The following is a 21060-nucleotide window of genomic DNA, read 5'->3' on the forward strand; positions in this document are numbered from 1 at the left end:
CCAGGGCGGTAAACAACGGATCATCGGTCACCATAGAGAGGAGGGTCGTGCGTTCGGCACCAGGCGTGTCGATGGGGGAGAAGGAGAGCTTGTGCTGCGCGAGGACGTTGCGGGTCGGTTCCGCCTCGGGGGAGTGATCGGCAGAGGCAACATGGGTGAGGTCCACAGCGCCGAGGATCTTCAGGTGCCCCAAGGCGCCGCGGACCGAAAGGTCGCGGTCAAGACCATCCTGCGCCGCCGGTCCGGCGACAGTATTGACACTCGTACGGACACCAAGGCGGCCGATCGTTTCGACCGCGAGGTGCGGATCATGCGCAAGCTCGCCAGTCACCCCAACTTGCCCCGCATCATCGACGGCGGAGTCGACGAGAACAACGGCGGACTGCCGTATCTGGCCATGGAACTGCTCGACGGCCACCCCCTTTCCGACCTCATCGCGGAACAGCCCCAACTACCCGTCGACTGGGTGGCTGCCATCGGAATCCAGATCGCGGCAGGACTCGCAGCCGCCCACAAGGTCGGCGTCATCCACCGGGATCTGAAACCGGGCAATGTGATGCTGACCCGGGGCGGAGCGGTCAAGGTTCTCGACTTCGGCATGGGGCGGCTCATCGACGATCCGGGCACGGGCAACCTCACCAGCAGCGGCGTCACCGTCGGAACGGCGCGCTACATGGCGCCCGAGCAGTTCGAGGCCAGCCGGGTCACGCCGGCCGCTGATCTGTACGCGCTGGGCTGCGGCCTGTACGAGATGCTGACCGGACACCCGCCCTTCGTCGAGCAGAGCGCCTTCGAACTCGCCACCAAGCACGTCAACGACGATCCGCCGCCGCTGCGCCTGATCCGCAAGGACATTCCCGAGAGCCTCGCCCGGCTCGTCGAACGGCTGCTGGCCAAGAGCCCGGCGGATCGGCCTGCCGACGCCATCGCGGTCCGTGACGCCCTGCGGCCGTTCGCGGTCCAGGACTCCCGGGAGACCCGTATCCCCGGCTGGGACGAGTTCGATCCCGTACGTCATCTGGCGGCAGTGCAGGCCGAGCGGCATACGGCGGGTGCCGGGCAGGAAGAGCCCGAGGAGAGCGCTGGTCCCTCCGGCTCCGGCATGGACGTCTTCGGCGTGCACCGCAAACTGATCGAGGAATACCGGGAGTTCACCGAGGGCAGCACGGTCATCCGTGACGAGCGGATCCACGCGTTCGTCCAGGACGACCTCAACGCGAAGTCCCAGTGGCCTCACCCCTGGCTCTCGCTGAACCCGTTCTTCGCGTCCGCGGGCACCGTGACGGAGCTGGCCGCCAAGGGTGTGCTCCACGCCGAATGCGCGAAGATCTTCCAGGCGGGCAAGACCCCGCACGGCACCAGCTGCGACGGCCGACCACTCACCTTCCACCGGCACCAGCGTCAGGCGATCGACGCCGCGGCCTCCCGCGAGTCGTACGTCCTGACCACGGGAACCGGCTCAGGCAAGTCCCTCTCGTACATCGTCCCGATCGTCAACCGGGTGCTGAAGGCGCGCGAGGAGGAAGGCCCGAAGGCCCGCAAGAGAGTCAGGGCGATCATCGTCTACCCGATGAACGCCCTCGCCAACAGCCAGCTCAAGGAACTGGAGAAGTTCCTCCGCGACGGATACGGGGACGGGCGGGAGCCGGTCACCTTCGCCCGCTACACCGGTCAGGAGGACGATGCCCGGCGCAAGGAGATCCGCGACCAGCGCCCCGACATCCTCCTCACCAACTACGTGATGCTGGAGTTGATGCTCACCCGGCCCGACGACCGCAGCTCCCTCATCAAGATGGCGGAGGGGCTGGAGTTCCTGGTCTTCGACGAGCTGCACACCTACCGGGGCCGCCAGGGAGCGGATGTCGCCCTGCTCATCCGCCGGGTCAGGGAGGCCTGCCGGGCGGAGAACCTCCAGTGCATCGGAACCTCGGCCACCATGTCCACGGAGGGCACGACCGAGGACCAGAAGGACGTCGTCGCCGACGTCGCCTCCAAGCTGTTCGGTACGACGGTGCGCCGCGAACAAGTCATCGGCGAGACGTTGGTGCGCGCCACCGGCGAACCGCCCCGGACCGTGCCCGTCGAGCGACTGGCGGCGGCCACCGCCCCGCGTGCCTACGACGCACTGGTGAAGGACCCGCTCGCCCGCTGGATCGAGGCGTACTTCGGTCTGGTCGAGGAGGAGGCCGACGGCAAGGGCACGGGTCACCTCGTGCGGCAGAAGCCGGCCCGGATCGAGACGGCGGCGGCCCGGCTCGCCTCGGAAAGCGGACTGTCGGAGGAACAGTGCGCCCAGGCGATCCGCACCACCCTGGAGGCCGGTTCCCAGGCCGAACACCCCGTCACAGGGCGTCCGTTGTTCGCCTTCCGCCTCCATCAGTTCCTCTCCAAGGGCGACACCGTCTACGTCACTCTGGAGGGCAAGTCCGACCGCCATCTCACCCGCGACTACCAGCGCGAGCAGCCCGGCTCCGGGGGCAAGGTCCTCATGCCGCTGGCCTTCTGCCGTGAATGCGGCCAGGAATACCTGACGGTGTGGCGCTCGGAGAAGAACGGCGACTACTTCTACGAGCCGCGCCGCGACACCTCCGCCACTGGCGGCCGGGCGGGTGACGGCTACCTGTACATCGACCCCGAGAACCCCTGGCCGTCCTCTCCCGAACAGGCCATCGCCGAGGGGCGGTTGCCGGAGTCCTGGCTGGAGACCGACGACAAGGGCCAGGAGGTCGTCAAGAAGACCTACCGCGACCGGCTGCCGCGAGCCGTCACCGTCGACCCCTACGGCACCGAGGGACAGGGCGAGTTGAAGGCGGCCTACATTCCCTCGCCGTTCCTCTTCTGCCCGCACTGCAGAGTCAGTTACGAGCAGACGCGCGGCCGGGACTTCGCGAAGCTGGCCACGCTCGACCAGGAGGGCCGTTCCTCGGCGACCTCGCTGATCTCCGCGTCCATCGTGCGATCCCTGAAGGCGGTGCCCGAGGGGGCCCTCGACAAGGAGGCACGCAAGCTCCTCACGTTCGTGGACAACCGCCAGGACGCCTCCCTCCAGGCCGGTCACTTCAATGACTTCGCGCAGGTCACCCAGTTGCGCGGCGCTCTGTACCAGGCCGCCTTGCAGGCCGGCGAAGAGGGCATCACCCACGAGGAACTCGCCTCCCGGGTCGCGGGCGCGCTCGGCCTCGACTCCGTCGACTACACCGGCAACGACGACCTCCCGCCCAACATGCTGCGCAACGCGGCCAAGACGCTGCGCGATGTCATCGCCTTCCGCCTCTACCTGGATCTGGAGCGCGGCTGGCGCATCACCATGCCGAACCTGGAGCAGACCGGCCTCCTGGAGATCCGCTACGCCGACCTCGACTGGGTGGCGGGCCGCGACGAGCGCTGGGACCGCACCCATGCCGCGCTGAAGAGCGCCGACGCGGGCCTGCGCGCCGAGATCATGAAGGCGCTCCTCGACGAGATGCGCCGCGCCCTCGCCGTCGACGTCCAGTACTTCCGCGACGACTTCGACACGCTCCAGCGCGCCAGTGAGGAGCGACTCGTCGATCCCTGGGTGCTCGGCAAGAGCGACGCCCCCAAGGTCGGCACCGCCTACCCGCAGCCCTCGCGCCCCGGCATGGACCGCTCCGGTCTCTTCCTGTCCGCGCGCGGCAAGTTCGGCAAGTACCTGCGTCGCGTGGACCGTGCCAGGTTCGGAGACCTCGACACCACCGACATCCAGTCGATCATTGAGGAGCTCCTGAAGGTCCTCGAAAAGGCCGGACTGGTCACCAAGGTCGAGACCACACCGCAGTACGCCGCCGCCCGCTACCGCCGTCCCGCAGGACCCTCCGTCACCAGCTACCGGGTCTCCGCGGCCTCCCTGGTCTGGCACGCAGGTACGGGCGAGACCGGCGCCCACGACCCGCTGACCCGCACCTACGCGAGCGGCGACGGCCCCCGCGTCAACGAGTTCTTCCGCAACCTGTACCAGAACGCCGCCTCCGAACTCGCCGGACTCCTCGCCCGCGAACACACCGCGCAGGTCGACCCGGCCGAGCGCGCGCAACGCGAAGTCGACTTCGGCGAGGCCAAGTTGAAGCTTCTCTACTGCTCGCCCACCATGGAGCTGGGCGTCGACATCCGCTCGCTCAACGCGGTGCTGATGCGCAACGTGCCTCCCACACCCGCCAACTACGCCCAGCGCAGCGGCCGGGCGGGCCGAAGCGGCCAGCCCGCACTCGTCACCACGTACTGTGCGACAGGCAACAGCCACGACCAGTACTACTTCCGCCGCTCGGAGCGGATGGTCGCGGGTGCCGTCGTCCCGCCGCGCCTGGACCTCGCCAACGAGGATCTCGTACGTTCCCACATCCAGGCCATCTGGCTGGCCGAGGCCGGACTGAAGCTGGGCCGCGCCGTCCCTGAGGTCGTCGACATCGGCTACGTGGAGGGGACGGGTCGCCCTGATCCCGCACTCGCGCTGCATGAGCACATCGCCGCCGCCCTCCACGACACCCGCGCCCAGGCCCGCACCATCGCCGCCGCGCGTCAGGTTCTGGGTGAGCTGCTGCCCGAGTTCGCGAAGACCACCTGGTGGGACGAGACCTGGATCGACGACAAGGTCCGTGCGGCCGGCGAGCGCTTCAACCGGGCCTTCGACCGCTGGCGCGATCTGTTCAGGGCAGCCCTCGGCGACCAGTACGTGCAGAACAAGCGGGTCCTCGACCACTCCCTCTCGGAGCGCGACCGCAGAATCGCGGTCAGTCGCCGCAAGGAAGCCGAAACACAGCTCAACCTCCTCAAGAACGAGACCCCGGACAGCAAGTCGGTCCTCTCCGACTTCAACCCCTACCGCTATCTCGCCTCCGAGGGCTTCCTGCCCGGTTACTCCTTCCCCCGTTTGCCGCTCGCCGCGTACATCCCCATTACGGGACGCCGCTTCGGCGACGGTGACTATCTCCAGCGTCCGCGCTTCCTCGCCATCCGCGAGTTCGGCCCCGGCGCGCTCATCTACCACGAGGGCGCCCGCTACCAGGTCACCCGCATCCAGCTGCCCCCGGACGCGGACGCCACCGGTGACGTCACCACCAGCGAGGCACGTCGCTGCGGAAGCTGCGGCTACCACCACGACATGGACGAGCGTGCCGACCGCTGTCAGATGTGCAAGCAGCCGCTGTCCCCGCCGACCTACGGCCTCCTCGCGCTGCACACGGTCTACACGCAGCGCCGCGAGCGCATCTCCTCCGACGAGGAGGAGCGGCGCAGGGCGGGATTCCGCTTGGTCACCTCCTACCGCTTCCAGGACCACGGCACCCGCCCCGGCCGCCAGGACGCGCTCCTCGGCGACGCGACCGGTCGGCTCGCCACCCTCTCCTACGGCGACTCGGCGACCGTCCGTATCACCAACCTGGGCCGTCTGCGTGCCAAGCCGGACGAGCCGGACGGCTTCTGGCTCGACCCGGGCGACGGCCGTTGGATGAACGAACGCGACGCCTCGGACGCCTCGGGAGACTCCGGCGAGATGCCGGTGATCGACGCCGACGGCAACGAGAAGCGCCGCAAGAAGCGCGTCATCCCCTACGTCGAGGACCGCCGCAACATCCTCGTCACCACCCTCGACGAACCGCTCGACGAGCCCGTTGCGCTCACCCTGATGTACGCCCTGGAGCGAGGCATCGAGGCGGCGTACGAGCTGGAGGACTCGGAGCTCACTAGCGAACTGCTGCCCCCGGACGACGGACCACGCGACCGACTCCTGTTCACCGAGGCCGCGGAGGGCGGCGCCGGCGTCCTGCGCCGTCTCCAGTCCGAGCGCAAGGCTCTGGCCAAGGCGGCCGGTCGCGCCCTGGAGATCTGCCACTTCGACGAGCACGGCAACGACCTCGCACTCCCCGGAACGGCCCGCCCCTGTGCCCGAGGCTGCTACGACTGCCTGCTCACCTACGGCAACCAGCTCAACCACGGAGCCATCGACCGCCACTCCGTACGCGACCTGCTGCTGCGCCTCGCCACCGCCGAAGCCGAGACCACCGGCCGCGGTGAGAGCCGCACGGAGCAACTGGAGCGCCTGGCTGAGCAGTCCGAGTCCACACTTGAGCGCGACTTCGTCCGCTGGCTCAAGGAGAACGGCCTGCGCCTGCCTGACGAGGCACAGACCTTCGTCTCCGAAGCGCTCGCCCGCCCCGACTACGTCTACCGGCTGCCCGGCGTGAACGTCGCCGTCTTCGTCGACGGCCCCGTCCACGACCACGAAGCGATCGCCGACCGCGACGAGGACGCCGAAGAGCGCCTGTACGACCAGCGCTGGGATGTCGTCCGCTTCCGCTACGACGACGACTGGGCCGAGGTCGCGGCAGAACACGCCCGCTACTTCGGCACCGGAACCGGCTCCGGGACCGGACACTGACCCGTGGAACCGCACGCGACAACCCGAGGAAACCCCCGATGACGACGTCCACCTACTCCACCGGTTCCCTGGTCACCGCCCGTGGCCGCGACTGGGTCGTGCTGCCCCAGAGCGCCGACGACATGCTGGTCCTGCGCCCGCTGGGCGGGGCCGACGACGACATCGCCGCCGTGTTCCCCGCGTTCGAGGACGTCAGGCACGCGGAGTTCGAGGCGCCCGTGCCGTCGGACCTGGGGGACGCCCAGGCAGCGGGACTGCTGCGCTCGGCGCTGCGCATCGGGTTCCGCGCGGGTGCGGGCCCGTTCCGGTCGCTGGCGGGAATCGCCGTCGAGCCGCGCGCGTACCAGCTCGTACCGCTGCTCATGGCGCTGCGGCAGAAGACCGTACGCCTGCTGATCTCCGACGACGTGGGTATCGGCAAGACCGTCGAAGCGGGCCTGATCGCAAGCGAGTTGCTCGCCCAGGGCGAGGCGAGCGGGCTCGCAGTGCTGTGCTCGCCGGCCCTCGCCGAGCAGTGGCAGGAGGAGCTGCGCGGCAAGTTCGGCATCGACGCGGAACTCGTCCTGGCCTCGACGGTCTCCCGCCTGGAGCGTGGCCTCGACCTCGGCCAGTCGCTCTTCGACAAGTACCCGAACGTGATCGTTTCGACGGACTTCATCAAGTCCACCCGCCACCGCGACGACTTCGTACGCCACTGCCCGGACCTGGTGATCGTCGACGAGGCACACACCTGCGTGGCCGCCGACGAGAACACCTCCACGCTCAACCAGCTGCGCTACGAACTGCTGAAGCGGGTCGCGGCCGACGTCGGCCGGCATCTGCTCCTGGTGACGGCCACTCCGCACAGCGGCAAGGAGTCGGCGTTCCGCAACCTGCTCGGCCTGGTCAAGCCGGAACTGGCAGAGGCGAGTTTCGACTCGCGAGCCGGTCGTGAGCTGCTCGCCCAGCACTTCGTGCAGCGCAAGCGCGCGGACGTACGCGAGTACCTGACGAAGGAGGACGGCCTCGGCGACGACCGCCTCGCGGAGAAGACGGCGTTCCCCTCCGACCGCTTCTTCAAGGACGAGACGTACAAGCTCTCGCCCGAATACCGAGCCCTCCTCGACGACGCCATCGCGTACGCCGGGGAGCGCGTGGAGGCGGCCGGTGCGCAGGGCAAGCGCGAGGCCCGGATCGCCTGGTGGTCGGCGATCGCGCTGTTGCGCTCGCTGGTCTCCTCACCGCGAGCGGCGGCGCAGACGCTGCGTACGCGATCGGCCGCGGCAACCGCCACGACCGCCGCAGAGGCGGACAAGCTGAGCGCGCACGTCACCCAGGACTCCACGGAGAACGACACGATGGAGGGCCAGGACGTCGCGCCGGGCGCGGAGACCGGTCTGATGTCCGAGCCGGGCGCGCTTCTCGCCGAACTCGCCGACCGCGCGGAGGCGTTGGAGGGACCGGCGGGAGATCTGAAGCTCAAGGCCCTCGTCAGACACCTCAAGGCGCTGGTCGCCGACGGCTACAACCCCATCGTCTTCTGCCGGTACATCCCGACGGCCGAGTACGTGGCCGCCCACCTGGAGGGAAAGCTCGGCAAAAAGACCGTCGTCAAGTCGGTCACCGGCACCCTCTCCCCACAGCAACGCATCGGCCGCATCGAGGAGTTGGCGACCGAGGCGGGCGACGACCCGGCGGCCCGCCGGGTCCTGATCGCCACTGACTGCCTCTCCGAGGGCGTCAACCTTCAGCACTACTTCGACGCCGTCGTCCACTACGACCTCGCTTGGAACCCGACCCGGCACGACCAGCGTGAAGGCCGCGTCGACCGGTACGGCCAGAAGCGCGACGAAGTCCGCGTCATCACCCTCTACGGCAACGACAACGGCATCGATGGCAAGGTCCTCGAAGTCCTCATCAAGAAGCACCGCCAGATCCGCAAGGACCTCGGAATCTCCGTCTCGGTCCCCGACGAGATGTCCTCCGGCGTCACGGACGCCATCGTCGAATGGCTCCTCATGCGCGGCCAACGACCCGAGCAGGAAGGCCTGTTCGGACTCGACGCCCTGGAGACGCTCGACACGAGAGCCGCCCAGCTGGAAGCCGACTGGAACTCCGCGGCCGAGCGCGAGACGACCTCCCGCTCCAAGTTCGCCCAGCGCGCCATCCACCCCGAGGAGGTCGCCCGCGAGGTGGCGGCCATCCGGGACACCCTCGGCGACGCGGGCGAGATCCACTCTTTCGTACGCCACTCACTGCACGCCCTCGGCGCGGTCCAGCGCGAAGTCAACGACGGCACGGGCGACTTCACCTCCGACGTGAGCGGCACTCCGGCCGGCCTGCGCGACGCGCTCGCCTCCGTCGTGGGCGGCGACGCGGTGGAGCGGGGCAGGCCGGTCCCCTTCCGTACGACATCGGCGGTGGCCCGAGGCGAGTCCGCCCTGGTCCGCACCGACCCGGTCGTCGGCGCACTCGCGGGACACGTCCTCAACACCGCCCTGGATGCGGAGGCGGACGGCCCTCGCCCGGCCCGCCGCTGCGGTGTCGTCACGACGACGGCCGTGACCGTCCGCACCACTCTCCTCCTGGTCCGCTACCGCTTCCACCTCACACTGCCGTCCCGGTCGGGAGAGAAGCAGCTCGTCGCCGAGGACGCCCGACTGGTCGCCTTCGAGGGCGCGCCGAAGAACGCGCTCTGGCTCCCGCAGCAGACCGCCCTCGACGTGGCGAGGGCCGAGGCCGCGGAGAACACCGACCCGCACTTCGGCGAGCGCACCATGACTCGCATCCTTGCCCAACTAGGCTCCACAAAGGCGCACTTGGAGGAGTACGGCGAGAAGCTGGCCGCCGAACTCCTCGACGCCCACCGCCGCGTACGTACCGCCTCCGGCGAGATCATCCGGGGTCTGCGGGTGAGCGTGCAGAAGCCCGCCGACATCCTCGGTGCCTATGTCTACCTTCCGTACGGGCCTGACGGGACAACCGCGCCCGCTATGACGATGACGACCGGAGAGAGCGCCTGATGTCCGTCACCACCCGCAACCAGGTGTTCTCCGCCGTCCACACCATCGGCGGCCTCATCCCCGCCGACATGCTGGTCCGTATTTCCGAGGGCAAGGACGTGGTGGGCTCGAAGCCCGCCGACTACCGGATCATCGGCGCCCGTTCGGTACGCGATGAAGCCGAACGCCACTGGGACTATCTGAAGTCCGTCTGGCTGGAGCTGCGCACCAAGCTCCCCGTGGCCCCCGAGGCGGAGACCCCACCCGACCCGACGGGTCTCGCCACCGCCCAGTGGCTCGAACCGCTCTTCAACGAGCTGGGCTTCGGGCGCCTGGGGACTGTCGGCCCGCTCGGCATCCCCGCCGACGACGGCACGAAGACCTTCGAGGTGACCCACAGCTGGCAGCATGTGCCGGTTCACATGGCCCCCTGGAACGCCGTCCTTGACAAGCGTTCCGGCGGAGCGGGCACGGTCCCGCCGCACTCCCTGGTCCAGGAGTGCCTCAACCGGACGGAGGATCACCTGTGGGCGGTCCTCACGAACGGCCGCCAGCTGCGTTTGCTGCGTGACTCCAGTGCCCTGGCCACGGCCTCGTACGTCGAGTTCGACCTCGAAGCGATCTTCGACGGGGAACTCTTCAGCGAGTTCGTCCTCCTGTACCGGCTGCTGCACGTCTCGCGGTTCCAGGTGGAGGACGGCGCGGCGGCGTCGGGCTGCTGGCTGGAGAAGTGGCGTACGGAGGCGATCGCGTCGGGGACGCGGGCTCTGGACCATCACCGTGACGGTGTCCAGAAGGCCATTACGACGCTGGGTACGGGGTTCTTGAAGCATCCCGACAATGCTGAGCTGCGTCGTGACCTGGATGTCGACGACTTCCACGCGGCGCTGTTGCGGATGGCGTACCGACTGATCTTCCTGTTCGTGGCCGAGGACCGGGACGCCCTTCACCCGGAGGAGGCGAGTGAGCAGGCGCGATTGCGATACGCGAAGTACTTCTCGACGGCGCGATTGCGGGAGCAGGCGAACCGTCGCCGGGGTACAGCGCACACGGACCTTCACGCTGCGTTGAACATCACCCTCGGTGCGCTCGGTGATGTGGATGGGAGACCGGAGCTGGGTCTGCCGGGACTTGGCGGGCTATTCGACGACACGGACGCGGATGCGCCGCTGCGTGGGCAGTCACTGTCGAACGCGTATCTGCTGGAGGCGGTACGGCACCTCTCCCGTATCCGTGACGAGGGCTCGTCGCGGTGGCGGCCGGTCGACTATCGCAACATGGGTTCCGAGGAACTCGGTTCGATCTATGAGTCGTTGCTCGAACTCGTCCCCAAGCACAGCGCGACGGACCGCACCTTCGAACTCGTCAACCGCCTTGGCAACGACCGCAAGAAGACCGGCTCGTACTACACGCCGACCTCGCTGATCGAGACGTTGCTCGACTCGACACTCGACCCGGTCATTGTGGAGGCCGTGAAGCGGGGTGAGCAGAAGGCGACGGCGTCGGGTGAGGTGGACGCGTCGGATGCCGTCGTGGCTGAGCTGCTGGGGTTGACGGTTTGTGATCCGGCTTGCGGTTCCGGGCACTTCCTTGTCGCTGCGGCCCGGCGGATCGCCAAGCAGGTGGCGGCGGTTCGCGAGCGGAACCCGGAGCCGACGCCGGTCGCGGTACGGCATGCGTTGCATGAGGTCATCGCGCGGTGTGTGTTCGGGGTCGACCTCAACCCGATGGCGGTGGAGCTGGCCAAGGTGTCTCTGTGGTTGGAAGCTCTGGAGCCTGGTAAGGCGCTCAGCTTCCTTGACGCGCATATCAAGCTGGGGAACGGGTTGATTGGGGCCACGCCGAAGCTGTTGCGGGGCGGCATCCCCAACGAGGCGTTCAAGGCGGTGGAGGGCGACGACCCGGCGTTCGCACGGCAGTTGGGCAAGCTGAATGACAAGCAGCGCGGGCAGCAGCTGAGCATGTTCGATACGGAGGCCGGGATGAGGGTCTCCAACGCGGTGTTCGCGAGCGGACTGCGGAGGATCATCTCGGCGCCGGCCGGACCACTGCGCGAGGTGCGCAAGCAGGCGGAGGCGTATGGGGAGTGGGCGCAGTCCGCGGATTATTTGCAGGCGCTGCATGTCGCGGACGTGTGGTGCGCGGCGTTCGTGTGGGAGAAGACGAAGGATGCGCCGCCCGCGATCACGGATGAGGTGTTCCGAGGGTTGCAGGATCCGGAGGGGACAGCTGCGTCCAAGGCCACGCATGATGAGGTGGTGCGGCTGAGTCGTGAATACCGGTTCTTTCATTGGCACTTGGAGTTTCCGGAGGTTTTTGCGGTTCCGGAGGGGGATGGCGAGGCTGGGGTTGATGTGGGCCCGGCTGCGGGGTGGGCAGGGGGATTCTCGTGTGTGGTCGGGAATCCGCCGTGGGACAAGGTTGACTTCGAGGACAAGAAGTACTTCAGCGTGGTCGAGCCGTCCATCGCAGAGATCTCGGGGACCGTGCGCCGTACGCGGATTGAGGAGTGGGAGCAGGAGAACCCGGACGCGGGGGAGCAGTATCGCGAGGCGCGGCGGAGAGTCAAGTCGTCCTTCCTGTTTGCGGGGAGTTCGGGGGCATTTCCAATGTGCGGGAAAGGTTTGACGGTTAAAGGAGTCAATTCGCTTCAAACGGACCAGCTTTTCGCCGAGCGGCTAGCGTCTATCGTGGCGCCGATTGGGCGAGTCGGATGCATTATTCCGACAGGTATTGCAACGAATGCGGGAGCGCAGTACCTGTTCAGTGAATTCACGAAGCGTGGTGCCATTGCGTCGCTGTACGACTTCGATAACCGCAAGCCGCTCTTCGTTGGCGTGGATTCTCGTTACAAGTTCTGCCTGCTCTCGATGGTTGGACCCGCCCTGCGCGAGCCTGCCGCCCGCTTCGCATTCTTCCTCTCGGACCCTGCCGAACTCGACAACGCGGACAGTGTGTTCGCGCTTAGCCCCGCCGAGATCAGTCTCATCAATCCCAACACCGGAACGCTTCCGATCTTCCGGTCGCGGCGTGATGCGGACCTCACGTCGGCAATCTACGGCCGTGTCCCAGTCTTGTGGGATGAGAACCAACGGAACGGCAATCACTGGCGAATCACGTTCAAGAACCTATTCAACACCACAGATGACTCTGATCTATTTCGCAAGCGTGAGGAGCTGTTGGCTGAAGGGTGGGCTTTTGACGGTAATACATTCACGCGGCAAGGGCAACGAATGCTGCCTCTCTACGAGGCGAAGATGGTCGACCTGTATAATCATCGCGCGGCCGACGTGGTTAAGAGCGAAACGGCAGTAAGTCGACAGAATCAACCGAGGCGCCTCACTGAGGAAGAACTGCTAGATGCGGAGCGACTTGCGATCCCTCTCAACTGGATTGCAGAGGATGGGAAGATCGCCACGCGCCGGAAGGGCAAGGATACCGGTATCTCCGGGGTTGCTCTGCGCTTGGCTGAGGCCCAGTGGGATCAGGATTGGCTCTGTGGCCTGCGAGACATCACTGCCTCGACCAATGAAAGAACTGCGATCCCCGCGTTCATTCCTCGGGCGGCGGTTGTGGAAACATACCCGTTGATGCTGCCGAGAGTGTCGCCCTACTTGGTTGCAGCTCTCATCGCGACTCAGAGTTCTCTGGTCTTCGACTTCGTAAGTCGTCAGAAGATCAGCGACGCACACATGAAGCTTTTCATCTGGAAACAGCTCCCAGTCCCAACCCCTGACTCCCTGGCCCCCCACACCCCCTTCATCACTCCCCGAGTCCTAGAACTCGTGTACACCGCCCACGACATGACCCCCCTGGCCCGAGACTTGGACGACTCTGGCACGCCCTTCCAATGGGACGAGACCCGCCGTGTTCAGATCCGTGCTGAGCTGGACGCGTACTTCTTCCACCTCTATGGGATCAGCCGTGACGACGTCGAATACATTCTGGAGACCTTCCAGTCCGACACCGGCGGCCTGAAGAACAACGAGATCGCCAAGTACGGCACGTACCGCACCAAGGACCTGGTCCTCGCTGAGTACGACCGCATGGCCCCGGCCGGCGTCTCGCTCGACACTCCGCTGATCGACGGCGAGACCTACACGTCCCCCCTCACCCCACCACCCGGCCACGGCCCCCGGCACCCCGAGGCGACGAAGTGACCACTGCCCCGGCCCAACCCGTTCGTGTCCTGAGGGGACACCTCCCGGAATCTCCTAGGTTGTAGTCATGGCAGTAAACGTTCAGCGCATTGTGATTGAAGGCTATAAGTCGATCAAGCGGGTCGATCTCGGCCTGGGGGCACTCACCGTCCTGGTCGGAGCAAATGGGGCAGGGAAGAGCAATTTTGTCGATGCCTTCGAGTTGCTGGGACGCATCGTCAGCGGTGACCTGAGCCTGGAGGTCGGTCTCCAAGGCGGCGCTCAGGCCATGCTCCACGCTTCGGCCAAAACCGCACCGGACCTTCGGATCCGTATTGAACCGGTGGATGACGAGCTGATGGCCGCCTACGTAGTGGCGCTCAGGCCCTCTGCGAACGATGAGTTGATCTTCGCGCGTGAGGTTGTTGAATCCCCCCGGAAACCGCGGATCACGTTGGGCGAAGGGCATCGAGAATCGAAACTTGCCCGTGGGGAGGTGTACCGGGACGAAATTGTGCAAGGTTGGTCCCGGACCCTGGGGGTGCTTTTCTCCGGCTGCCGTGTCTACCACTTCCAGGACACCTCCCGTTTCGCCCCCGTAAAACAGGCCGGATACTCATCCGACTCCGAGACGCTGCACCCCGACGCCGGAAACCTCGCGGCCTTCCTCCACCGTATGAAGGAACAGCACCCGGTCGACTACCGGAAAGTCCTCCGCACGATCCAGGCCGTGGCCCCGTACTTCCGGGACTTCGTGCTGAACGAAGAGACCAGCGGACGAATTCGGCTGCGCTGGCAGCAGGCCGGAGCGGATGCCGTACTCCCCGCCGAAGCCCTGTCGGACGGCACTCTGCGGTTCATCTGCCTGACCACGCTTCTCCTTCAGCCGTATCCGCCGGAGCTGCTGGTCCTCGACGAGCCCGAGTTGGGGCTGCATCCCTTCGCCATCACGGTCCTGGCTGAGATGATCCGGACGGCAACGGCCCGCAGCCAGGTCATTGTCGCCACCCAGTCCGTGACGCTTCTCGACGAGTTCGAGCTGTCCGAACTCGTCATCGCCGAGCGCGTGGAGGGAGCGACCGAGCTTCGCCGCCCCGACCCGGAGGCGTTGGCTGCATGGCTCGACGACTACTCACTAGGTGATCTCTGGCTCAAGAACCTTCTGGGCGGCCGGCCCACCCGTGAGATGAAGCGGCAGGGCCGAGAGTGATGCGACAGGTTCACGTACTGGTGGAAGGCGCCACCGAGACGCAGGTGGTGCTGCGTACCCTTCAGCCGGAGCTGGCCCAGCGAGGCGTGTGGCTCACCCCTGTCTCGGTGAAGACACGGCGAGCCGTCGGGCAACCGCATGATCGCGGTGGGGTCAGCAAGTGGTCGCGGATCGAGCCGGAGATCCGGAGGCTGCTGCGCAACTCCGCGGTGGACCTGGTGACCACCATGCTGGACTTCTACGGCCTGCCCGCCGACACCCCAGGTTGGCGTGACATGCCCCCGAGCGATGCCTACGCGCGCGTACAGCACCTGGAATCGACGATCTCCAAGTCCATTGACGACCCCCGCTTCCTCCCCTTCATCGCCCTGCACGAGACGGAAGCATGGGTATTGGCCGCAGCCCGTGAACTCGCCTACATGGTGGAGTTGCCCAGGCTCGCCGACTCCCTGGAATCCCAGATCGCCGACGCCGGTGGCGCAGAGCTTGTGAACGAAGGCCCGGACACGGCCCCGTCCAAGCGCATCAAGCGGGCTTACCCCCGCTACCAGAAGGTCGTCGACGGACCGGACGCGATCGAACTCCTCGGCCTCCCCGCTCTTCGCGAAGCCTGTCCGCACCTGGACGGGTGGCTGCGGGTACTGGAGGGGGAGGCGGGCTGAGGCGATGTGGACGGGTCAGTTGTCGGCCGCATGTCGCACGAACTGCGTCCAGCTACCTCGCCCGATGGCGAACGCGGGGCGCGCGACGTCCTTGGAGTCCCGTACGTGGATGGTCTGTTCGGCGACGGCGACTTCCACGCAGTCGTCGCCCTGGGTGCCGCTGTAGCTGGACTTGAACCAGGCGAGTTCCGTCGTGCCACTCATAGCTCTCCTCGCAGTCTCTCCAACAGACCCCGCGAGTCTTTGGGGTTCAGGGCCTGCGAGCGCAGTGTGTCATAGCACTGGTAGAGGAGGCTCACCTCTTTAGCGTCGGCGATCAGGCGGCCGTTTTGCTGCCCCTCCGAGTACGCGAGCCGCCGACGTGCAGGGGTCTCCAGCAGGCGGACGGGGCCGTCAAGACACGCGTGGAACTCAGCGTCCAGCGGCATGACTTGAAGTGTCACGTTTCGCAGCGCCGCCAGTCCCAGAACGTGGTCGAGCAGCCCGCACGTGACCTCACGCCCTCCGAGCCGACGCCGGAACAGATGCTCCTCGACGATGAAGCTGAATGGAACGTTCGGCCGCTCGTACAGCATCTTCTGGCGGTCAAGGCGTGCCGCGACCTGAGCCTCCAGCTGCCTGTCCGACAGAGGCGGAATGCTGTTGTCGAACACCGCCCGTGCATAAGCCTCCGACTGCAACAGCCCCGGCACCAGCCTGCACTCATACGTACAAAGACTCACCGCCGTCTTCTCCAGCCGAGCCCACCGCCGAAACCAAACAGCAAGCCCCACCTCCCCCCGCGTCAGAAACCCTGACGACTTCCTCAGCGCCCCCGTGTTCCCCGTCGCCCCCTCAGCCCGCTCCACGAACGCCTCGTCCGGCATCCGTCGCCCCAACTCCACGGATTCCACGGTGTGTTTGGAGAAGCGGACCACGTCCGAGAACTCCGCCCGGCTGAACCCCGCGTGCTCGCGCAGGGCCTGGACGACGGCCCCGAAGGTCCGCAGACTGTCCGAAGGATCGGGTTCCCGCTCCGCGCCGCAGGCCTCTTCAGCGGGGTCGGTCATGTCGTCGTCGGTCATACGCGGCACCTCCAGGTGGGCAGTTCGATCTCCCCGCGCTCAACTCACCAAGAGTGACGGCAAGATCTCCGTACTGTCCACAATGCGTGCCCGTACGCTGACTCAGCGTACGGAGTTCGCCTCTGGTGTACGCCCTCGCGCGACCGCCACCGTGGCATCCATGAACTCAGCACCACCTCAACCCCAGGACACCGCACGCGACTTCACCCAGCTCCTGTCACCCACCCGGCGCGGTGCCCGCCTCGCCCGGCTTCTCACTGTCGAGCAGCTGCGCGCCTGGGAGCTGCCACCCGGAACGATCGAGCGCGCCGAGCAGATCGTGGCCGAGTTCGCCGCCAACGCAGTACTGCACGGCGTCGTAGGGGGACGAGGCTTCCGTATCGCGTTGGCGGTCGACGCCGAAACCGGCGCCCTGCGTGTGGAGGTGACGGACGCGCGAGGCGACCGGCTGCCCGACACGGCGGCCGTGCAAGCGGATGATCCCGCCCTGGACGGTGAGTCAGGCCGAGGCCTGTTCCTGGTCGCCGTGCTCGCCGACCGCTGGGGCGCGGAACCATACCCGCCGGGCGGCAAGACCCTCTGGGCCGAAGTGGACCAGTGACCGGTGTCAGCCCAGTGAGCGGCGGCGCTCCCGCAGACAGCGTTGCCACAACTCCAGCGCCCCACGGGCCTCTTCCATCGACTCGCGCGTGAACTCCGCGTCCGCGAAGCCGGTTCGGGCGGCCTGCCGGACAGCGTCCACCAAGTGGGTGCGCACACGCGTGATCCGCTCGGCGTGCGCCGCCGCGAGCCGTGGGGCGAGTTCCGCCGCTCGGTCGGCCATCGCCATGAGGTCGGTGTACTCGCCATCGACGTACGAGGGCGGGATCTCGGGCAGCTCGGCGGCGGTGAGTCGCGCGACGGGTACCCGCACCCGGATATCGCCCTCGTCGCGGCCGAGGAGGCGGTTCAGCAGTCGGCGAGGCTCGTCGCAGCGGCGTACCTTCTCGATCGTCGCGTCCAGCGAGGCCAGCTCCGCGACCGCCGACACCACGGACTCCGCGGCGAGTGCGGCCTGCAGCAGGTCCGCTGTGTCCGCGCCGCTCTCCGCCGCCCGGTCGATCACCGCGTCACACGCGTCGAGTTCGGCGAACACGCGGGCCGCGGTGTCGATGGCCGACTGCACCATGTTCACCGCGTCGCCCTCGAACCCGCCTACCGCCCGGGTCAGTTCGGAGACCGAGACAGATGCCGCCTCCAGCAGTTCCTCGACGTGCTGGCCTCCGACCGTCGTCGGTCTGCTCCCCATGTTTCCCATTTCCCCCTCGCTTGATGGCACACGCAGCCCCCTGCGACCATGTCGATCATCAGCCGCATTGGCGTTCATGGCAAACCTCGGAACTGACGGACGGCTGAGGACCTGCGGTCATGGGCGGAACGTGGCCGAAAAGGCCGCCGATCTCCGGGGTGACGGAACCGGGCGCGCACGTAATGTAACTCCAGCGTTCAGCCTCCGTTCCGAGCGAGGAGAGCAATGGCCGGCGAGTACCCCGGGTTCCGACTGCGGCTGCCCAACGACGGGCCCGTGGCCTCGGGGCGGCTGCTGACCGAGAAGGGGACCAACGGGAGCCAGAAGTTCGTGGTGTCGGCAGGGTCTCCGGTCCGGCCCGAGGTCGTGCCGTCGTTTCCCATCCGGATTCCGTCCTCGTACCGGTTGCGGGAGCAGAAGATCGCCGAAGGCGTGATACGGGAGTCCGAGACCTGGCCCGGCTGGCTGGAGACCGTCGAGGACATCGAGTGCAACTCGCCCTCCGCCGCCGCAGAGATCCTGGTCGGACGCAGTGCGAACGGCTGGCTGGAGTGGAAGACCGAGGACGGGCATCCGCTCTCCGACTACATCGAGCAGCTTTGGCCGGGGCCCAACCGGGCCTGGCTGGTCCGCGGTTCCAATGTCACCGGCCTTGATCTCGTGCAACGCCTCTGGCTGCCCGAGCAGCGCGTCACCCTCGCCGCCAAGCATCTACGGCAAGGCTTTGGGCAGGGGGCCAGCAAGGATCGGCTGCGCACCGCCGTCGAGGAGGACTACGAGTCCACGGCGACGTACAACCAGAAGATGCAGCTCGTCGAGGAGTTCCATGCCTTCGTCTCCCGGATGAAGCCGGGGGACGTGGTGTGCACGATCTCCGGCGGGCGGCTGTTCGTGGGCGAGATCACCGGGGCGGCCGAGCAGATCGAGACCGAGGACGGGCGGTCGAACCTCCGGCGTCCTGTCCAGTGGCACAGTGAGGGGTTCGCGTACGACGAGCTGCCGGAGGAGCTTCAGCAGAAGCTGTCCGCGCAGCACGACGTCGTCGATCTCACCGTCGTGAAGGATCTGATCGACGGGCTCGGCATAAGTGATGAGGAGCTTGTCGAGGAGGCCGAGGCCGCCGACCGCGACCCGAGTGCGGAGATCCCGGCGATCACCGCCCGGCGGGAAATCGAACTCCCCGTCCCTGACGAGGAGTTGGCGGGCGAGCTGCTCGTTCATGACGTGGACTGGTTGCGGGAGATCCGGGACCTGCTCTGGGACGACAAACAACTCGTGCTGTACGGGCCCCCGGGGACCGGGAAGACATATCTGGCGCTGAAGCTCGCCGAGTTCCTGGGCGGTGGGCGCGAGCAGGTGAAGCTCGTCCAGTTCCATCCCTCGTACGCCTATGAGGACTTCTTCGAGGGGTTCCGGCCTCAGGAGGATCCCGAGACCCGCGAGGTCGCCTTCCGGCTGACCGCCGGGCCGTTGCGGGAGCTGGCCGACCTGGCCGGACGTGAGGGCAACCGGCACATCCCGCACTTCCTCATCATCGACGAGATCAATCGAGCCAACCTCGCCAAGGTCTTCGGTGAGCTGTACTTCCTCCTTGAGTACCGCAAGAGAACTGTCCGGCTGACCTACTCGGGGGACGACTTCGGGCTGCCGCCCAACCTCTTCGTCATCGGCACCATGAACACCGCCGACCGGTCCATCGCCCTCGTCGACGCGGCCATGCGGCGCCGGTTCGCCTTCGTCGAGTTGTCACCGCGCACCGAACCGACCAGCGGGCTGCTGCGGCGGTGGCTGGCGGGGGAGGGAAAGAGCGCCGAGCCCGCCGCGCTGCTGGACGAGCTCAACTCCCGTATCGACGAAGCCGACTTCAGGATCGGGCCGTCGTATCTGATGAAGCCCGGTGTCTACCGGGACGGTGGGCTGGAGCGGACCTGGCGCACCAAGATCCTGCCGCTCCTCGAAGAGCATCACTACGGGGAGGGCGTGGACATCGAGAAGCGGTACGGGCTTGCCGCTCTGCGCGCCGCGCTGCCGGTGTCCGGTGGGGACGAGACGGACGCGTGAACAGCGGGGGCGCCGAGGGGGATATCGACGGGGACGCCGACTGGGGAGTCATCGAGCTGGTCGAACACGCGCGGCCGGTGAGCCGTCGGCTGCCGGACGCCGTCGGGCGTGAGCTGGCTGCCTCGCGGATCGTCGAGGCCGCTCCCGATCCGTATGCGGCGGGACTGTGGACGCTCAGGGCGGGCAGCAAGGTCGGGGCTGTGCGGGTGGAGGCGGCGGGCGAGGAGCCCGTCACGCTCCGGATCACGCCGAAGGTGGCCATCGGCCGGCTGTTCTTCCTGCTGGGCTACAGCCTCGATCCGCGCGGCTGGCGCGACGGTGATGTCGACGTTGCCCAACATCGGGAGCTGCTGCCCGCGTTGGCGCACGCGTTTGAGCGGCAGGTCGAGCGGGCTCTCGGACGCGGGCTGCTTCAGGGATATCAGGCCACCGAGGAGGCGTCCCTGGTCGTGCGCGGACGTATCCGCGAAGCCGAGCAGATCCGGCGGCGGTTCGGGGCGGCGCTGCCCGTGGAGATCGCCTACGACGAGTTCACCACGGACATCGCCGAGAACCGTCTGCTGCGCGCGGCCGTCGAGCGGCTGCTGCGGCTGCCGGGCGTGCCACGGGACGTACGGGCGCGGCTGCTGCACCAGCGGGCCCGGCTCGCGGACGTCACCCCGCTGGTGCGAGGACAGGAGCTGCCGCAGTGGCGGCCGACACGGCTCAACTCCCGTTACCGGCACGCCCTTCATCTCGCACGGGCCATCCTCGACGGGGCATCGGCCGAGCACCGCGCGGGCGCGCTGCGCGTCGACGGGTTCCTCTTCGATATGAACAAGCTCTTCGAGGACTTCGTGTGTGTCGCGCTGCGGGAGGCCTTGGCGCCGTACGGGGGACGGGGCAGTCTCCAGGCGCGGGGCGTCCACCTCGACGAGGACGACGCGATCCGGATACGGCCCGACTTCGTCTGGTACGGGGAGCGGGGGACGCCCCTCGCCGTCGCCGATGCCAAGTACAAGGCCGGTCGGCCGGAGGGCTATCCGGAAGCCGATCTGTACCAGATGCTCGCGTACTGCACCGCGCTGGGCCTCGGTGCTGGGCATCTCGTGTATGCGAAGGGGAACGCCCCGCACACCAGTCACCAGGTGCGGCGGGCCGGGACCGTGCTGCATCAGCACGCCCTCGACCTCGATCAGGAACCGGCCGGTCTGCTCTCGGACGTGGCCGAGCTTGTACGGGAGATGGCGCGCGGGGCGACCGTATGATCGTTTGACCGTGCCAC

Annotated in this window: 11 protein-coding genes; 8 read left to right on the top strand and 3 right to left on the bottom strand. The window is 67.4% G+C overall.

Annotation, left to right across the window (positions count from 1 at the left end; translation table 11 throughout):
• Positions 1 to 91 precede the first annotated feature (91 nt).
• From ACQHII_RS33740 to ACQHII_RS33760, 5 genes are all read left to right on the top strand, one after another.
• Complete coding sequence (locus ACQHII_RS33740; protein ID WP_427922817.1) at positions 92 to 6391, top strand: protein kinase domain-containing protein; 6300 nt, start codon at positions 92 to 94, stop codon at positions 6389 to 6391.
• A 38-nt stretch (positions 6392 to 6429) separates the two neighbouring features.
• Positions 6430 to 9393 (top strand): DEAD/DEAH box helicase, encoded by a 2964-nt coding sequence (locus tag ACQHII_RS33745; RefSeq protein ID WP_427922818.1) that lies wholly within the window; start codon positions 6430 to 6432, stop codon positions 9391 to 9393.
• Positions 9393 to 13532: an Eco57I restriction-modification methylase domain-containing protein gene (locus ACQHII_RS33750; protein WP_427922819.1), complete on the top strand. Its 4140-nt coding sequence runs from the start codon at positions 9393 to 9395 to the stop codon at positions 13530 to 13532. The genes ACQHII_RS33745 and ACQHII_RS33750 overlap by 1 nt, the downstream gene beginning before the upstream one ends.
• A 67-nt stretch (positions 13533 to 13599) precedes the next feature.
• Positions 13600 to 14721: an AAA family ATPase gene (locus ACQHII_RS33755; RefSeq protein WP_427922820.1), complete on the top strand. Its 1122-nt coding sequence runs from the start codon at positions 13600 to 13602 to the stop codon at positions 14719 to 14721.
• Positions 14721 to 15383 carry a DUF4276 family protein gene (locus ACQHII_RS33760; RefSeq protein WP_427922821.1) on the top strand — a complete coding sequence of 221 codons (663 nt, stop codon included), beginning with the start codon at positions 14721 to 14723 and terminating at the stop codon, positions 15381 to 15383. The genes ACQHII_RS33755 and ACQHII_RS33760 overlap by 1 nt, the downstream gene beginning before the upstream one ends.
• A 15-nt stretch (positions 15384 to 15398) precedes the next feature.
• On the opposite strand, the gene ACQHII_RS33765 is transcribed toward ACQHII_RS33760, so the two are convergent.
• Entirely contained in the window at positions 15399 to 15587 is a 189-nt protein-coding gene (locus ACQHII_RS33765; RefSeq protein WP_427922822.1) for a DUF397 domain-containing protein, read from the bottom strand.
• Entirely contained in the window at positions 15584 to 16447 is an 864-nt protein-coding gene (locus ACQHII_RS33770; protein WP_427922823.1) for a helix-turn-helix domain-containing protein, read from the bottom strand. Before ACQHII_RS33770 ends, ACQHII_RS33765 begins: the two co-directional genes overlap by 4 nt.
• Positions 16448 to 16607: 160 nt before the next feature.
• Here ACQHII_RS33770 and ACQHII_RS33775 point away from each other — a divergent pair, with 160 nt between their 5' ends.
• Positions 16608 to 17048: an ATP-binding protein gene (locus tag ACQHII_RS33775; RefSeq protein ID WP_427922824.1), complete on the top strand. Its 441-nt coding sequence runs from the start codon at positions 16608 to 16610 to the stop codon at positions 17046 to 17048.
• Positions 17049 to 17054: 6 nt separating this feature from the next.
• Here the strand turns inward: ACQHII_RS33775 and ACQHII_RS33780 are convergent, their stop codons facing one another.
• A complete protein-coding gene (locus ACQHII_RS33780; protein ID WP_427922825.1) occupies positions 17055 to 17735 on the bottom strand; it encodes a hypothetical protein in 681 nt (226 codons plus the stop codon).
• Positions 17736 to 17960: 225 nt separating this feature from the next.
• On the opposite strand from ACQHII_RS33780, the gene ACQHII_RS33785 reads away from it, so the two are divergent.
• Both ACQHII_RS33785 and ACQHII_RS33790 read left to right on the top strand, forming a co-directional pair.
• Positions 17961 to 19796, top strand: a complete 1836-nt coding sequence (locus ACQHII_RS33785; protein ID WP_427922826.1) for a DUF4357 domain-containing protein — start codon at positions 17961 to 17963, stop codon at positions 19794 to 19796.
• The gene (locus ACQHII_RS33790) at positions 19793 to 21043 is read left to right on the top strand and encodes an McrC family protein (RefSeq protein WP_427922827.1); all 1251 of its coding nucleotides are present in this window, start codon (positions 19793 to 19795) and stop codon (positions 21041 to 21043) included. Before ACQHII_RS33785 ends, ACQHII_RS33790 begins: the two co-directional genes overlap by 4 nt.
• The last annotated feature ends 17 nt before the right edge of the window (positions 21044 to 21060 follow it).

Source organism: Streptomyces sp. cg40 (assembly GCF_050320165.1).
Classification (GTDB): Bacteria; Actinomycetota; Actinomycetes; order Streptomycetales; family Streptomycetaceae; genus Streptomyces; species Streptomyces hokutonensis.

Coding starts and splice junctions, on each gene's coding strand:
- ACQHII_RS33745 (WP_427922818.1), top strand. CDS start 6,430: ATGACGACGTCCACCTACTCCACCGGTTCCCTGGTCACCGCCCGTGGC.
- ACQHII_RS33750 (WP_427922819.1), top strand. CDS start 9,393: ATGTCCGTCACCACCCGCAACCAGGTGTTCTCCGCCGTCCACACCATC.
- ACQHII_RS33755 (WP_427922820.1), top strand. CDS start 13,600: ATGGCAGTAAACGTTCAGCGCATTGTGATTGAAGGCTATAAGTCGATC.
- ACQHII_RS33760 (WP_427922821.1), top strand. CDS start 14,721: ATGCGACAGGTTCACGTACTGGTGGAAGGCGCCACCGAGACGCAGGTG.
- ACQHII_RS33765 (WP_427922822.1), bottom strand. CDS start 15,587: ATGAGTGGCACGACGGAACTCGCCTGGTTCAAGTCCAGCTACAGCGGC.
- ACQHII_RS33770 (WP_427922823.1), bottom strand. CDS start 16,447: ATGACCGACGACGACATGACCGACCCCGCTGAAGAGGCCTGCGGCGCG.
- ACQHII_RS33775 (WP_427922824.1), top strand. CDS start 16,608: ATGAACTCAGCACCACCTCAACCCCAGGACACCGCACGCGACTTCACC.
- ACQHII_RS33780 (WP_427922825.1), bottom strand. CDS start 17,735: ATGGGGAGCAGACCGACGACGGTCGGAGGCCAGCACGTCGAGGAACTG.
- ACQHII_RS33785 (WP_427922826.1), top strand. CDS start 17,961: ATGGCCGGCGAGTACCCCGGGTTCCGACTGCGGCTGCCCAACGACGGG.